A 15,220-nucleotide genomic window follows, 5' to 3' on the forward strand; every position below is an offset into this window, starting at 1 on the left:
CGAATCCCATAGGGAATCACGTCCTGGATGCAGGACGACCTCACCGCTAAAGCGGCGAACTGGTGACGAAGGGTTTAGAGCGCGCGAGGAGGTTTCCACAAGCCGTCAGGCTCGCGGACAAACAGCGACTGGCTAAAGTGAAAAAACATCGGCCGATAAGCGCCGGCACTGCGGACAACGGCCGGAGCCGACACAGGAATGCTCATGCAGCCTATCTGACACTGCACGGTCATCTTGCATGGCGAGTCTTTCGACTTGCCGTCCTGACCGGCTAGCGTTGCCATCGATTCGCAGTCGGACATGGCCGTGGACATCATGCTGCCCGAGTCGTGAGTCATGGACTGCATGGGACATTGTCCGGCCGAGCCGCTAGCTGCCAGCCCCGTTAAGGGCAGCACCGCGCAAAGCCACAAGACGAACAAGGTACGCAGGATTTTCACGACGGCAAGTATAGCTCAGCGCTGGATTTCAGATAAAGCCCTAAGTTGAAGGGTTATTCTTGGCTTAGTGAACCAGCCACGTTAAGCGCTAAGCATTTAATATTGATTGAGCGGCGGAAGCGGCGACTGCGCATTGCGTTTTTTACGCGCACGCTTGGCTGCCTTGCGCAGCGCTCGTTGCGTTTTGTTCCAGTCGAGCTTAGTGTTGGTACTATTACTATCCGAGTAATATGTCGCGACTGTGTTTGCCAACTCACTAAGGTCAGCGTCGGCGGAAGAATCCAGGTCATCTATTCGTGCCGGATGCTTGAAATCGGGGCTCTTGTCCATGCAGCGATATAGCGCTGGAATGATGCGCGGCAAAGGCCCGTTGCGCGCTGTCGCACGCAAAACGCGCCAAGCCGGCGTTTCTCCTTCGGCGTAACGGTTCCGTGCAGCAAACCAAGCGCGCTTAGCCTGCTTGTATCGTAACGCCAGTCTGGGATAGGTCCAGATCGTCGCTAACAGGAAGGCTAAGCTCATGACAGCAATCAGCGCTCGCGTCCGGTCGATAACAATGATCCGATGTGCACCGCCTTTAGACAATGCATCGAGAGGAATATCAAAGAGCGGCTTTTCCCAGGCAGTCGCCGCCGAAAAATTGACGCCCGGCAGCACGATTTTTTCTCTTCTTTGCGTCGCCGTGTTCCACCATTCAATGGTCACCGGCGGAAGTTTGAATCTCCCGCTGCGGTTGATCACGTAAGTCACAGAGTCCGTGCGTTCACCCGCAACCAATCCAGCCCGGTCCTGCATGATGTTCTTTGTCCCGGACGGTTTCGGGTAGCGCTTAAGTCCGTCAATATCGCCGAAGTTAATGGGAGGGATCAACATCGACTCGGTTCTCGCTGCCGTTTGCGTAATGGTTCGGGTCAGCGCTCCGCCAACTTTAAGATCATCCGGCGACGGCTCGATCGTCTGCTTTGCGCTCAGCTTTTGCGTCGGAAAGAAAACGCTCATACCTTCCGCTCCGGCCGGAACCGTAGCAACGAGTCTTAGCGCCGGTGTCGTTAAGGTAGCCGGGGAATTCGTTCCGCCCGGGTACACCGTAATTGCGAACGAAGGAATCTCGAACGCTCCGGCCGTTTGAGGGACGACCCGATACGCCCTGCTCACGCCGTACCAACTCGAGCCGTTAATGACTTCGTGCAGATTCACGGCTTGCTCATCCGGCAGATTGACGATTGCATTCGGCACAGTAAATAGCGGCCAGTTCGGCGCCTCGGTGAACCAGGTTGTCGTCAGACAATCCACGATGAGCTTGACTTCAGACCCTGCCACGACTGTCCCGGCCGGCTCGATATGCGCGCGCACCAGTAGCTGCGGCGCACCTTGCGCCACGGCTGAGCCTGACATCAGCCACATGAAGATCAAAAGAACGAACACGAATATTTTCATGGCGCACCCGCACTATTTTCGTCCGACTCCTGTTCGAATCGCCGATGTAAAAAGGCGGCCGGGGATGTGCTCAGGTTGCGCATCCATACGTCCTCGGACGGCTCCATGATGATCGTGCTCTGTTCGACCTTGCCCTTCTTCTTTTCTATTTTCACCTCGTCTGATTCTTCATCCTCTTCGTCTTTTTGAGGTTCCTGCTTGGGCTGCGCTATTAGTTTTTTCATCAGATCCCGGTTGATCGCCGCTGCGCGCAATCCGGGTTGAAGCGCTAGCGCATTGTCGAAAGCCTTGATGGCCGACGGATAGTCTTCAAGATGCGCCAGCGTGTTGCCCATGTAGAAATAAGCCTGCGCAGTCTTCAGTCGCGAGAACGCTTCCAGCGCACCCGCGTAATTGCCCCCGAGATACAACGAGCGACCCTTCCAAAGCGGGTCATCGAAGCGTTGCGCTGCCGCGTTGAAGTCACCGCGCTCGAACTCCCAGCGCCCTTGCTGATCGTGTGTGGCAAACAGATCCAGCCAGTTCCATGAAGCCGCTTGCGCCTCGCGAGGCGTCGCGCTAAAGGTCAGCGAGATCAACACGACAGGCAGCCATTTCACGGTCCAGCCCTTGCGGAAACCCCAGAGCGCAAGCACCAGCAACGGCAACACCAGCCAGTAGCCCGTCTCCTTCCAGCGAGGCGCACGTTTCGATTCATCCACCTCGGCCAACCAGGTCTGCGCGCGGCGTTGAACCCACGCGACGTCATCGTCGTCGGCGCGGACGCTGGCAAGCGGAATGCCGGCGTCATGCGCTACTTTACGTATGCCATCGGCGTCGAAGGTACCCATCAGCGGATGGCCCTCTGCATCCATGGCAACCGTTCCGTTCGGGCCGAGAATCGCGCCGCCGTTCTCCGTGCCGACAGCAAGCCACAACAGTTGATGATGAGATTGTTTTGCCCTCTGTACGAATGCATCCGTCTGGTTCTGGTCAAACCCGTCGCTGATAAAAACGATAGTCCCGGCCACCGGGTCTTTCGCCAGAAGCTGCTCGGCAATGTCGAGGCCCGCGCTCACATTCTTGCCGTCGTGCGGCATCAACGATGGCGCCAGTGCCGGCAAGTACAACTGAAGCATGGCCGGGTCCTCGGTTGGCGGCACGACGAGATGCCCCGTTGATGCGAACACCACAAGCCCGGTTCGCGCTCCCTTGCGCGCAGCCGCCAGGTCGAGCACCTTTTGTTTGGCGCGCTCGAGACGCGTGGGCGCGACGTCGGTTGCATCCATCGAATGGGCGAGTTCAAGCACAATCACAAGCGGCGCCTTGTCCTGATTGAACGGTGGCCGTTCCTGCTGCCAGGTTGGTCCGGCAACCGCAATCGCTCCAATGCCAATGAGCAATGCCAGCGTATGGACCGGTTGAATGCCCCGCCGTGCGGTATCGCCGACTATCAAATGTTCGAGAAGCAAAGGATCGATAATGTTGCGCCAGCGAGCCCGCACACTGTTGCGTCGAAACCAGAATACGGGCAACAGGACAGCGGGGACGAGCAGCCATAACCATTGAGGCCGCAGGAAATGAAATGCGGTCAGGTCAATTTCCATGGCTTGCTGCCTGGGTACCCATAGACTCTGACTCCTGCTTTCGCCCCGATGCGCGAAGCACCGCTATCAGCAATGCAAAGCAGTGATAGAGCGTCAGCAGAGACAGCGCAATGGCAAGCGGTATCCAGAAAAAATCTCGTTGCGGCCGATAGATTTCGCGCTTCACTTTCTCGGGGGTCATCTTGTCGAGCGTCGTGTAGATATCGGCAAGTTCTTGCGGATTGCCCAATGCGTGGAATGAGCGCCCGCCGGTTATATCGGAGATGCGCTGCAACGCGTCCAGGTCGACCTTGTCTTCACCCGTTGCGCTGGGGTCGCCGATACCGACCGTGTGAATCACCAGCTTGTTGTTCTTCGCAATGTCTGCGGCACGATCGGGCGGGATGGCGCTGGCCGTGTCATTGCCATCAGTCAGCAAGATCAGCACCTTTTCCTGAGCCGGCGAATTCTCCATCAGCTTCACGCTCAGGCCGATAGCGTCGCCTATCGCCGTTCGCGGACCTGCCATGCCGATCTGCATCTGGTTCAACAGCAAAAGCACGCTGTCGTGATCCAGCGTCAGCGGCGCTTGCGGATACGCCGCTTCGCCAAACACCACCACCCCGATCCGATCCCCTTTGCGCTTCGCCACGAAGTCCCTGACCACCTGTTTGACTGCAGTCAGCCGATCCATGCGCTCGCCGGTTTGCGGATTCACGAAGTCGCGCGTACTCATCGATTGAGACAGGTCGATCGCCAGCATGAGGTCGCGGGCGGGTTCATCGCGAGTCACAGGTGGCTCGACGAATACAGGTTTTGCGGAGGCGGTCACAAGCAAGATCCACAGCACCGGCATCATCAAACGCTGCACTACGTTGCGGCGCAAACGGACGCCGCCGGGCGCCGGTTGCTCACCAGCTGCTTGCGCCATCTCGTGGAAAAACGGCATGCGGATCGCCGAGGTCGTTGCGCGCCATGCAGGCGCCAGCCACCACACAAAGGCGGGCAAGGGCAGGAGCAGGAACATCCACGGGAAGTCAAATTTCCACATGATGGCGCTGGATCCAGTCGCGAGCGACGCTTACCAGCGTCTCGGCTTCGAGCGGTGTTATCGAGGCGATTTGTTCAGCGGGCGCGTAGCTCACGAGCGTCAGGAGCGCGCCGCTGCGTTCATCGAATCGTCCTCGTGTGCGCTTGAGAAACGCAAGCCATTCATCACCGGAGAGCGCCGCGACGCGTTCGCGCGGAGCGGCTGCAAGCGAGGTGCGCTTGATGAGCGACGGGATAGCGGTAAGCGCGGCCGTTCGATGTTGCGCATCGTTCAGGGCCACCTCTATTTCTGCCAACTCCGCTAGTGCGACTCGCCGATAGCGCTCCCGCTTATATCGACGCCAACCCATCCAGCCGGCCCAAATTGCAGCCGCCATCAGCAAGACGGCAACCGCCGCCCAGCCGATGGTTTGCGGTGCCCACGACACGGGCTCAGGCAGCGGCAACTCCTGCAGCGGCTTGAGCGCCAACGGTGTATCGGCTGGTGTGAGCGAGGTGATCATAGGCCGCTGCCCGTGGTCGGCCTGACGCGCTCGCCGAACAGACGTCGAACTTGATCGACGGTGGGTTCATCCGTCGATAACGCCATCAACGGCACGCCACTCGATCGCAACAGGTCGGCCACCTCCGCGGTGCGGCCTCTGAACATGCTCGAAAGTGGCACCCGTACCTTCTCCTGCTCGATGCGCAGTTCCACCTGAAGACGGCCTTCGCTGACCACCAGCGCACGATGCTCGGGCATGCGCTGCCAGAGGGGATCGAAGACCATCGCGGCAATGACGTCGTTGTGCTTCGATAGCTGGCGCAACAGCTTGCGAGTGCGTTCGCTTGCGCCCGCAAAATCGCTGACGATACAGATAAGGTAGTCGTGTCCTGCCAGTTGAAGCACGCCTTGAAGCGCGGTGTCGAGCTGGCCGTAGTTCGTTCTGGATTCGCTCTCAGCATGTAACGCTCTATTCATCCCCGCGAGCGCACTGAACAGCACCTTGATGCGGCTGCGGCTGCGCAAGGGCCTTACGCGCACGACGCGGTCGTCATCGAAGATCACGCCGCCAACGCGATCGCCCGCGGCGAATCCCATCCATACCGCGAGCGCCGCGGCCTCCGCCGCCACCACCGACTTGAACGCGCGCCTCGATCCGAAGAACATGCTCATGCGTTGATCGACAACCACCAGGAGCGGCCGGTCGCGTTCTTCCGTGTAAGCACGAATCTGCGGCTTGCCGAGGCGCAATGACACCTTCCAGTCGATGTGACGGATATCGTCACCGGGAAGGTAGCCGCGAATCTCTTCGAAGTTAAGACCGCGGCCACGCAAGCGCGACGCATGGTTGCCCGACAAGATGCTGGATACCGGCGCAGGCGCGACAAAGCTCAACCCGCGTGCACGAAATTCGAGCTTCGCGAGATGTGCCGCGTCGATATACACGCGGCCAATAGCAGCTTCTGATGCCACGGCCATTGATCGTCCCCTTCGCGTTGAGCGCGAGCTTGAGCGCTATTCGCGCGCCAAGTCGCTAAGCCGGCACGGCAACTTTCTCTATCAGGCGGTCGATCACCTGGTCCGCGCTGATGTTGTCCGCGTTGGCATCATATGAAAGTATCAGCCGATGCCGAAGCACGGGATGAATAACTGCCCGCACGTCATCGGGCGTGACGAAACAGCGGTCCTGAAGCCACGCCTGCACGCGGCTTGCACGGTCAAGACCAATCGCGCCGCGCGGACTCGCACCAATCTCGATCCACTTGCCGAGGTCAGTGTCGAGTTCGCCACCGTGCCGCGTTGCGTTGACCAGCGAGACAATGTATTCGTCGATGGCAGGCGCCACCGCAATCTGACGCACCGCCTGGCGCACGGCGAAAATGACATCCTGGGAGAGTGCGTCGGTCACCTGCGGCGCATCGTTGCTTTCACGTCTTAGCAGTCGCAACATTTCGCGCTCACTTTCCGGCGATGGGTAGGTAATCAGGACCTTGAAAAGAAACCGGTCCATCTGCGCCTCGGGCAATGGATACGTTCCTTCCTGTTCAATCGGATTTTGCGTGGCCATCACCAGGAACAATTCCGGCATCTTGTGCGTTTTTCCAGCGACGGAAATCTGGCGCTCTTCCATGGCTTCGAGCAGAGCTGACTGAACCTTCGCGGGTGCGCGATTAATCTCATCCGCGAGGATCAGGTTGCCGAAAATGGGGCCCGGCTGAAATGTCAGCGTTCGTTCCGTTCCCGATTGGAGCAGCGTCTCTGCACCCGTGATATCGGACGGCAGCAGATCAGGCGTGAACTGGATTCGGCTCATGGTTGCCGCCAGCCGCGTCGCAATGGCTTTGACGGTGCGTGTCTTGGCGAGCCCCGGCAGGCTTTCGAGCAGCACATGACCGTCCGCCAAAAGCGCGATCAGCACCTGCCGGACGACGGCCTCCTGCCCGACTATGGCTTCATCCACGCTGGCTTCGAAGCGCAGGATAGTTTCGCGCATGGCTATCGATCCGTTAATCGTTTCATTATTGGATACCCGGGCACTAACGCTATTTCACTGAGACCTTCGCGCAGACGTTAAAGCACGCAACGCCGTTCGTCAAAGATTCAGTACCGCTTAAAAAATCATGAACAAGTCGTAGAAAAGTTGTTGCCTGCTTTAAACAAATATGAGATTGGTGGCTACTAACGAAGACTAATTTACACACTGTAAGCCGCAATGCGGCGTGAAAAAACGCGCCGCGGGATCACTGTTTGCATCGCGTCCATTCGAGTTTGCAGGGTTATCGACAAGGCTTGGGACGCTATCGGTCGGATCATTGGAAGAACGACAGATTCAATTGCGTGCCCGTCCAGGTATTGTTTAGTCATACTTATTTTATCTCGCGCAGCGAGAAATGAATATGCCGGGAATCCATGCACGACGCCATGATCGGCGTGAGGTAACAGGCCATGAGCGTACAAAAGCGTATCTCCCGCAAAGCGGATGAAGCCCCACCGAGCGCCAGCGCGTCCACCGGATCGAAAACTGGTTCGAAGCGGTATAGCAAATTGCTGCTTTGGGGCGCGCTGCTGGTGATCCTGCCGGCTGCTGTCGGTGCGGCGGTGAGCTGGGCGGTTACGTCACGTGCCGCGCCGCATCAGCAGATCGTCTACGGCGATGGCACGCGGGGTCCGCTCGACATGGCCTGGGTACCGGCCGGACAGTTTGAAATGGGAAGCGACTCCAAACAGGCGCAGGCCAATGAGCGCCCGGCGCACAAGGTCCGCGTGCACGGTTTCTGGATGGATCGTCACCACGTTACCAACGCTGAATTCGCCAGGTTCGTGGCAGCCACCGGGTACGTCACGACAGCGGAGAAGAAACCGGACTGGGAGTCGCTCAAAGTGCAGCTTCCGCCTGGCACGCCGCAACCGCCCGACAGCGCGATGGTGGCCGGCGCCATGGTTTTTGTAGGCACGACGCAGCCGGTCCCGCTGGAAGACTATTCACGCTGGTGGCGTTACGTACCCGGCGCGGATTGGCGCCACCCTACTGGTCCGGACAGCAACATAACAGGCAAGGACGACCACCCTGTTGTGCAGGTCTCCTATGAAGACGCGCAGGCGTACGCAAAGTGGGCGGGCAAGCGGCTGCCGACCGAAGCGGAATGGGAATTTGCGGCACGAGGCGGTCTCGATCAAACCACCTATGCATGGGGTAACCAGTTCGCGCCGAGCGGCAAGCAGATGGCCAACGTCTGGCAAGGCCAGCAGCCCCAGTCGTTTCCAGTTGTGAACCCGAAGGCCGGCGGGGCGCTCGGCACCAGTCCGGTCGGAACGTTCCCGGCCAACGGTTACGGACTATCGGATATGACGGGTAACGCGTGGCAGTGGGTCGCCGACTGGTATCGAGCGGATCAGTTCAGACGCGAGGCTTCCACGGGTGGCGTCATCGACAACCCCGCGGGCCCGGCGGACTCCTGGGACCCGGCGGATGCAAGCGCGGGCGTACCCGTGCAGGCGCCCAAGCGTGTGACACGCGGCGGCTCATTTCTCTGCAACGAGACTTACTGCCTGAGCTACCGGCCAAGCGCGCGGCGCGGTACCGATCCCTATAACAGCATGTCGCATCTTGGCTTCAGGCTCGTGATGGACGAGAGCACATGGGCAGACACACGCCAGCGGCAGCAGCTGGCAGGCGCCGATGTATCGGCCAAATAAGCCTGCATTCGGCCCACCCGCTTCGATCATTGAATGGCGTTACATACAAGGAGTCCTGATGCAGCTTTACTGCCGACGCGACTGGTTATGTCGCGCCTCCGCTCTCCTGGGCAGCGCGTTGGTCGTCCTATCGCTTGCAGGCTGTGCCGGCGCGGGAAGCACGAGCGCCGTGCAACCGGTGACACCGAGTACGGCCAACGTCTTGCCGTCCTGGCGTGACGGGACCGCGAAGCAGATGATCACGAAGTTCGTCGCCGACGTCACTCGCGAAGGATCGCCGAGCTACGTCACGCCCGCTGAGCGTATCGCCGTCTTCGACAACGACGGCACATTGTGGAGCGAGCAGCCCCTGTATTTCCAGATCCTCTTCATGCTCGATCAAGTCAAGACTGCGGCGCCGAGTCATCCAGAATGGAAGAGCAACCCTGCCTTCAAGGCGCTTGTCGCCCACGACTATCCCGCTCTCGCGAACCACGAAAAGGAATTGCTGCAACTGATGGCCGTTGCGAACAGCGGCATGACCGTCGACGAATATGACAAGACCATCCGCGACTGGCTGGCGACAGCGCAACACCCCAAATTCAAACGACCGTACACCGAGCTTGTGTATCAGCCGCAACTGGAACTGCTCGCGTATCTGCGCGCGAACGGGTTCAAGACGTTCATCGTTTCAGGGGGCACGATCGAATTCATGCGTCCGTGGGCCGAGAAGGTCTATGGCATTCCGCCCGAGCAGGTGGTCGGTTCCAGCCAGGTTGTCCAGTACGAAGTGCGCAACGGTCAGCCAACGCTCACGCGCTTGCCGAAGATCGATTTCGTCGATGACGGTCCGGGCAAGCCCGTCGGCATCTATCGAAACATCGGCCGCAAGCCGATTCTCGCGTTCGGTAATTCAGACGGCGATTTGCAAATGCTTGAGTACACGGCCTCGGGCAATCGTCCGCATCTCGCGCTATTGGTCCATCACGACGACGCGGTGCGTGAGTTCGCGTACGACCGTCAAACGAAGATAGGCAAGCTGGACCAAGCCTGGGACGAAGCCGTAGCACAAGGATGGACCGTAGTGAGCATGAAGGATGACTGGCAAACGATCTATCCCGGATCGAAGCCCTGAACGGCAAACAAGCAGCGCCAGAGAAATATCGATTCGCAATGTACCTGCAAGTCGAGAGAAGCCAATCCGCGCTGCCCGGACAAGGTGGCACGGAGACTGGAATCAACGTCATTGGAGCAACACGATGAGACCTATGTTCAAGAAAGGGCGCTATGCAGCGGGGGCCTCGCTTATAGCCCTTGCTGTGATTTGCGCTTTGGTCATCCCGCCGACCAATGCACCGGCTCAAACGCAAGGTGCAGTCAAACCGGCTACGCCCGCAGCAACGAGTGCAGCCAAACCCGCCAATCAAAATGGCACCAAGCCGAACATCCTTGTGATTTTCGGCGACGACATCGGCCAGTCGAATGTCAGTGCTTATACGCACGGTCTGATGGGTTACAAGACGCCGAACATCGACCGGATTGCGGCAGAAGGGATGATGTTCACGGACTACTACGCGGAAAATAGCTGTACTGCAGGACGTTCGTCGTTCATCACCGGCCAGGTGCCGCTGCGCACGGGGCTGTCCAAGGTCGGTGCACCCGGTGCGCCGGTCGGTCTGCAAAAAGGCGACATCACCATTGCGCAAGCGCTCAAGCCCCTTGGTTATGCAACCGGCCAGTTCGGCAAGAATCACCTTGGCGACAAGAACGAATACCTGCCAACCAATCACGGTTTCGACGAGTTCTACGGCAACCTCTATCACCTGAACGCAGAGGAAGAGCCCGATCGTCCGTATTGGCCGCAAGACAAGAATGACCCGTACGTGAAGAACTTTTCGCCACGCGGCGTGATTCACAGCACCGCTGACGGCAAGGTGGAAGATACCGGTCCGCTTAACGAGAAGCGGATGGAAACCATCGACGATGAAACGGGCGCGAAGGCAGCCGACTTCATCACCAAGCAAGCCAAGGCCGGCACCCCGTTCTTCGTGTGGATGAACTTCACGCGCATGCACGTGTTCACGCACGTGAGGCCCGAGTTCAAAGGTAAGAGCGGCATGCCCGGAAATGAATACGCGGACGGGATGTGGGAGCACGATCAGGATGTCGGCAAGTTGCTCAAGCTGCTCGATGACCTGAAGATCGAGAAGAACACCATCGTGATCTATACGACCGACAATGGGCCGAACATGTTCTCCTGGCCGGACGCGGCCATGACGCCGTTCCGCAGCGAGAAGGACTCCAACTGGGAGGGTGCGTTCCGTGTTCCCGCCATGGTGCGCTGGCCGGGCGTGATCAAGCCGGGTGAGGTGTCGAATGAACTGTTCTCCGGGCTTGACTGGTTCCCGACGCTGCTCGCGGCAGCGGGTGACGGCGGCGTGAAGGACCGGCTGCTCAAGGGATGGGCGCCGAAAGCCGGCGGCACGAGCTTCAAGGATCATCTCGACGGCTACAACCAGCTACCGTATCTGACGGGCAAGGCGCCCAAGAGTGCACGCACGGAGTTCTATTACTTCGATGACGACGGGCAGCTGGTTGCGATGCGATGGGATCAGGATGGCATGGCGTGGAAGGCGGTGTTCTGCGAGCAGCGCGCACCGGGCAACCTGAATATCTGGCAGAACCCCTTTACGTGCTTGCGCTTGCCCAAGATTTTCAACTTGCGCATGGACCCTTACGAGCGCGCGGACGTCACGTCGGATCAATACAACGACTGGTTGGTGAAGAACGCTTACCTGACGGGCATCGCGACACTGAAGGCATCGACCTTCCTTCAGACCTTCGTCGCTTATCCGCCAAGTCAGAGACCGGCGAGCTTTAGCGTCGATGCAGTTCGACGGCAAGTCGACAAGAAGATCGACGAGTCGTTCAAGAAGCGCGGGCTGGAGTAAGCCGTCGCCATGCCGCGTCCTTCGGTTTTACAACCGGAGGACGCGGCTCCTTTTATGAAGAAGCCAATGACCCAGACGCTCGCTGCCCGTGCCAAAGCAACGCATCGCGACAAACGCGAGCGCGCGCAACGTGAGATCCCCACGCGCGAGCGCACGCAAGCGGTCACGGCCGATGTCCCGGGCTTGCACGCCGCTTGGGCCGCACTGCTTCTGTTTGTATCCGGCGCGGCATCGCTGATCTATCAGGTCCTCTGGATCAAGCAACTCACACTCGTGGTCGGTGCCGAGGTACTGGCGGTGACCACCGGCGTCAGCGCCTTTTTTGCGGGTCTCGCGTTGGGCGGATGGGTGTTCGGCCGGCTCGCCGATCGCCAGCACTATCCGCTGCGCGTCTATGCAAGCCTGGAAATCGGGGTGTCGATACTGGCCGTTGGCGCAACGCTCGGCCTCGCACACTCAGCGCAGCCGTTCGCGGCACTGCAAGATCATGTCGGCCCGCTGGCCTGGCTACTGCCCTTTGCGCTTGTCGGCGTTCCCGCTGTCCTGATGGGCGGTACACTGCCGGTCCTGATGCGGGCAGTGGCGCCGTCAGCCATGCATATCGGCCGTGCAGGCGGTCGCTTGTATGCCGCCAATACAGCGGGCGCAATCGCCGGAACGTTGGTCGTCCCGTTCGTCCTGATTCCTGCGCTCGGCGTGTTGGGGAGTGCCCTTGCAGCCGCTGCGCTGAATGTCGCTGCTGCGTTAGTCGCGTTGATTCTCGGCCGTCGCGTGCATGCGCCAGTTCTGGTTGCAGCCTCTCCTCCTCCCGCAACTGCGGGTCGCGCCCGGCTCGCCATCGTGCTATATGCGCTGGCTGGCGGCATCGCACTGGGATACGAGGTCGTGTGGTCACAAGCCATCGTCCAGTTCATCAGCACCCGCAGCTTCGCCTTCTCCATCGTGCTGGCCACCTACTTGTGCGGTCTCGTGCTCGGCAGCGCCCTGGTGTCGCGTCATGTCGACCGTGCACGTGATCCGTGGGGAACGTTCGCGCTGCTAATAGCAGCGGCTGGTCTGGTCGCAATGCTGGAGATTACCTTCCTCGGCGACTGGTTGTTACAAGGACAGGCACAGGTAGCCAGCGCGGCCTTCGCTGCAACGGGCAACATGTTCGCCTCCATGTGCGCGCGCTTCGCGCTTGCAGGTCTGTGTATCGTCTTCGTGCCGACCCTGCTGCTGGGCGCCGCGTTCCCTTTCGCAATGCGCCTTTGCGTGAACAGCAGCCGCGTAGGACGCGACGTCGGCATCGTCATCGCGATGAACACAGCGGGTGGCATAGTCGGCACGATGCTCGCCGGCTTCGTCCTGGTGCCGAAGCTGGGCATCGTTCATGCGCTTGCGGCACTGGCCCTGGCGGCGAGCGTAGTGGGACTAATCGCTGTCTTTCGCGGTTCCGGCACCCGACTATTCGCGCGCGGGAGCGTGCTTGCCCTTGCCGCATGCGCACTATGCGCCACCGTATTCACGCCATCGGACCGGCTCGCCACCATGCTCACCCAAGCCCGCGGCGGCGACCTGACCTTCTATGCGGAAAGCGAAGGGGGGACCGTTGCGGTCGTTACGCAAAGGTCCGGCGAGAATCGCTTTAGGCGCCTATACATTCAGGGCGTCTCCAATTCCGGCGACGCCATGACGTCGCTGCGCTACATGCGCCTGCAAGCCATGCTGCCGCTGATCATTCATCGCGACACGCCACGTTCGGCGCTCGTGATCGGCTTGGGGACCGGCATCACAGGAGGGGCGTTGCTGCCTTATCCCGGCCTCGAACATCGCGTTGTTGCCGAATTGCTTCCGGCTGTCGTGCGGGCGGTACCGCAATTCAAGGGTAACTTTGGCGTGAGCACGGACCCGCGCATGGAGATCCGGTTGCACGACGGGCGGCTCGAACTGCTGCGCAACCCGCAGCGCTACGACCTGATCACGCTGGAACCGCCGCCGCCTTCTGCTTCGGGTGTCGTCAACTTGTACTCGTCGGATTTTTATCGGCTGGCGGCGTCGCGTCTGCAAGCGGGTGGCCTCGTCGCACAATGGTTGCCCCTGCCCACGCAAAACGAGGAGGACACGCGTGCGTTGATCAAGAGCTTCGTACAAGTGTTTCCCTACGCGACGATGTGGACCACCGAACTTCACGAAATGATGCTGGTCGGTTCAATGGAACCGATCGAACTCGACGTGCCGCGCATTAGCCAACGCTTCGCACAACCGGGTGTTGCTGCAGCGCTGCGCGAGGTGGGGATTGCGTCCCCCGCCGCGTTGCTTGCCACATGGATAACGGATCGCGCCGGCCTCGAGTACTACGCCGCCGATGCGCAACCGGTGACTGACAACCGGCCGGGGATTGAATACGCTGCCTGGGTACGCAGTGCCGACTTCCCCAAAGTATTGACCCAGTTGCTGGCCTTGCGCAGCGAGCCCCTGCTACGAGGAGCGGACAACGCTTTCCTCGAAGCCATGCAAACTGAACGCGGCGCATTGCAGGCCTTCTACGATGCGGGGCTGGCAGCTTATCGCGGCGATCGCGATGCGTGGCAGGTGAATATCCGCCGGGTCATGCGCGACGATGAAAACAATCCGTACTACCGATGGTTTGTTGGTGCGGGTGGTTAGCTTGATTGCAAGGGTTTCCGCAATGACGCAGACCCTGAACACCTCCGCATGCAGGTGTCAGCCGGGGCGGCGCGCTTGCGCTCGCCCCGGCCGCGAGAACTACTGTGCGAGCCCGCTCACCTTCGCTCTTATGGGATCGCAGTTACGCGCCCTGATGCTCCAATACAACACGCCGGGGGAGAAGTGATCGGCTTCCTCACGAATGCATCGAATGGATGCTGGTCATGCGCACTCCCGGTCACGCTCCTGATGACGCGCGCGCAATGCATGCAAATGGACGTTCGCACGCTCGGCCGCAACCAGTTCGCGCTTGCCTTTCAAGGTCGCGCTCTTGAACCGGGGGTCGCCCATCGCAGCAACGTACTTGTCCCACCGATACTTCTGGTAGCGCCGGAAAAAATCCGGCCCGGGCAGGCCGTTGTCGCATGCAAGCAGCACACCATAGTCGATATCAGGCCCATCGTTGAGTTCCCGCAGAGCGGCATCGAGTACCTCATATCGCCGGGTCAGAGGAACCGTGCGCTCAAACAGGACATGAAAACGTTTGTACGGTAATACCGTACTTTGCAGCGCGGCCCGTTCAAGTGCTCGGATGACAAGGGGCAACGGATTCGGGTCCATACAAGTCTCCGGTTGAACAACATTCATCGTGACGCACCACCGGCCCGAACGAAAATTGCGTTCCGGTCCGGCCCGTGCGATTGAGGTAAGAAATCGACGCGTGTCTCCTGGTCCGCGATCACGCCATCTTGTTTCAACCCGCTTTTGCTGCGGAGAAATTCAAAGAGCTGTCAGGGGCGATTGGGTTCAACCGCGTATTTCTAGCGATATCCCCCTGCTATTGCCAATATCGCCAATTCGAAAAGCACCCGTCGTGCAAGCGTCCTGCGATTAGGCTTGATCGAACTGGTCAGCGTATTGACGATGTAAAAATTCGCACTACGCATGATCAGGAATGACCCTTCCCGC

General features: G+C 59.7%; 12 protein-coding genes. 4 read left to right on the forward strand and 8 right to left on the reverse strand.

Annotated elements, in window-relative coordinates; all coding sequences use genetic code 11:
* Positions 1 to 74: 74 nt before the first annotated feature.
* The 7 genes from ACSOSP_RS12065 to ACSOSP_RS12095 form a co-directional block, all read right to left on the reverse strand.
* Positions 75 to 347: a hypothetical protein gene (locus tag ACSOSP_RS12065; RefSeq protein ID WP_455306881.1), complete on the reverse strand. Its 273-nt coding sequence runs from the start codon at positions 345 to 347 to the stop codon at positions 75 to 77.
* 189 nt (positions 348 to 536) lie between these two features.
* The gene (locus tag ACSOSP_RS12070; protein ID WP_455306883.1) at positions 537 to 1,877 is read right to left on the reverse strand and encodes a hypothetical protein; all 1,341 of its coding nucleotides are present in this window, start codon (positions 1,875 to 1,877) and stop codon (positions 537 to 539) included.
* Positions 1,874 to 3,463 (reverse strand): vWA domain-containing protein, encoded by a 1,590-nt coding sequence (locus ACSOSP_RS12075; RefSeq protein ID WP_455306885.1) that lies wholly within the window; start codon positions 3,461 to 3,463, stop codon positions 1,874 to 1,876. The genes ACSOSP_RS12070 and ACSOSP_RS12075 overlap by 4 nt, the downstream gene beginning before the upstream one ends.
* Positions 3,453 to 4,493: a vWA domain-containing protein gene (locus ACSOSP_RS12080; RefSeq protein ID WP_455306887.1), complete on the reverse strand. Its 1,041-nt coding sequence runs from the start codon at positions 4,491 to 4,493 to the stop codon at positions 3,453 to 3,455. Before ACSOSP_RS12080 ends, ACSOSP_RS12075 begins: the two co-directional genes overlap by 11 nt.
* On the reverse strand, positions 4,480 to 4,995 hold the full coding sequence (locus ACSOSP_RS12085) for a DUF4381 domain-containing protein (protein ID WP_455306889.1): 516 nt from the start codon (positions 4,993 to 4,995) through the stop codon (positions 4,480 to 4,482). Before ACSOSP_RS12085 ends, ACSOSP_RS12080 begins: the two co-directional genes overlap by 14 nt.
* A complete protein-coding gene (locus tag ACSOSP_RS12090; RefSeq protein ID WP_455306891.1) occupies positions 4,992 to 5,954 on the reverse strand; it encodes a DUF58 domain-containing protein in 963 nt (320 codons plus the stop codon). Before ACSOSP_RS12090 ends, ACSOSP_RS12085 begins: the two co-directional genes overlap by 4 nt.
* Positions 5,955 to 6,009: 55 nt before the next feature.
* Positions 6,010 to 6,975, reverse strand: a complete 966-nt coding sequence (locus tag ACSOSP_RS12095; RefSeq protein ID WP_455310940.1) for an AAA family ATPase — start codon at positions 6,973 to 6,975, stop codon at positions 6,010 to 6,012.
* Positions 6,976 to 7,421: 446 nt separating this feature from the next.
* On the opposite strand from ACSOSP_RS12095, the gene ACSOSP_RS12100 reads away from it, so the two are divergent.
* From ACSOSP_RS12100 to ACSOSP_RS12115, 4 genes are all read left to right on the forward strand, one after another.
* The gene (locus tag ACSOSP_RS12100; protein WP_455306893.1) at positions 7,422 to 8,672 is read left to right on the forward strand and encodes a formylglycine-generating enzyme family protein; all 1,251 of its coding nucleotides are present in this window, start codon (positions 7,422 to 7,424) and stop codon (positions 8,670 to 8,672) included.
* A gap of 58 nt (positions 8,673 to 8,730) precedes the next feature.
* Entirely contained in the window at positions 8,731 to 9,786 is a 1,056-nt protein-coding gene (locus ACSOSP_RS12105; RefSeq protein WP_455306895.1) for an HAD family hydrolase, read from the forward strand.
* A gap of 124 nt (positions 9,787 to 9,910) precedes the next feature.
* The gene (locus ACSOSP_RS12110; RefSeq protein ID WP_455306897.1) at positions 9,911 to 11,602 is read left to right on the forward strand and encodes an arylsulfatase; all 1,692 of its coding nucleotides are present in this window, start codon (positions 9,911 to 9,913) and stop codon (positions 11,600 to 11,602) included.
* Between the two features lie 66 nt (positions 11,603 to 11,668).
* Positions 11,669 to 14,251: a fused MFS/spermidine synthase gene (locus ACSOSP_RS12115; RefSeq protein WP_455306899.1), complete on the forward strand. Its 2,583-nt coding sequence runs from the start codon at positions 11,669 to 11,671 to the stop codon at positions 14,249 to 14,251.
* A gap of 222 nt (positions 14,252 to 14,473) precedes the next feature.
* Here ACSOSP_RS12115 and ACSOSP_RS12120 read toward each other — a convergent pair whose 3' ends face one another.
* Complete coding sequence (locus tag ACSOSP_RS12120) at positions 14,474 to 14,872, reverse strand: hypothetical protein (protein WP_455306901.1); 399 nt, start codon at positions 14,870 to 14,872, stop codon at positions 14,474 to 14,476.
* Positions 14,873 to 15,220 lie beyond the last annotated feature (348 nt).

The organism is Caballeronia sp. KNU42 (assembly GCF_053760385.1).

What these genes read in the sequence shown, in the direction of transcription:
- ACSOSP_RS12070 (WP_455306883.1), bottom strand. Translation starts at nt 1,877, where the DNA reads ATGAAAATATTCGTGTTCGTTCTTTTGATCTTCATGTGGCTGATGTCA.
- ACSOSP_RS12120 (WP_455306901.1), bottom strand. Translation starts at nt 14,872, where the DNA reads ATGGACCCGAATCCGTTGCCCCTTGTCATCCGAGCACTTGAACGGGCC.
- ACSOSP_RS12100 (WP_455306893.1), top strand. Translation starts at nt 7,422, where the DNA reads ATGAGCGTACAAAAGCGTATCTCCCGCAAAGCGGATGAAGCCCCACCG.
- ACSOSP_RS12090 (WP_455306891.1), bottom strand. Translation starts at nt 5,954, where the DNA reads ATGGCCGTGGCATCAGAAGCTGCTATTGGCCGCGTGTATATCGACGCG.
- ACSOSP_RS12075 (WP_455306885.1), bottom strand. Translation starts at nt 3,463, where the DNA reads ATGGAAATTGACCTGACCGCATTTCATTTCCTGCGGCCTCAATGGTTA.
- ACSOSP_RS12105 (WP_455306895.1), top strand. Translation starts at nt 8,731, where the DNA reads ATGCAGCTTTACTGCCGACGCGACTGGTTATGTCGCGCCTCCGCTCTC.
- ACSOSP_RS12110 (WP_455306897.1), top strand. Translation starts at nt 9,911, where the DNA reads ATGAGACCTATGTTCAAGAAAGGGCGCTATGCAGCGGGGGCCTCGCTT.
- ACSOSP_RS12080 (WP_455306887.1), bottom strand. Translation starts at nt 4,493, where the DNA reads ATGTGGAAATTTGACTTCCCGTGGATGTTCCTGCTCCTGCCCTTGCCC.
- ACSOSP_RS12115 (WP_455306899.1), top strand. Translation starts at nt 11,669, where the DNA reads ATGACCCAGACGCTCGCTGCCCGTGCCAAAGCAACGCATCGCGACAAA.
- ACSOSP_RS12065 (WP_455306881.1), bottom strand. Translation starts at nt 347, where the DNA reads ATGCAGTCCATGACTCACGACTCGGGCAGCATGATGTCCACGGCCATG.
- ACSOSP_RS12085 (WP_455306889.1), bottom strand. Translation starts at nt 4,995, where the DNA reads ATGATCACCTCGCTCACACCAGCCGATACACCGTTGGCGCTCAAGCCG.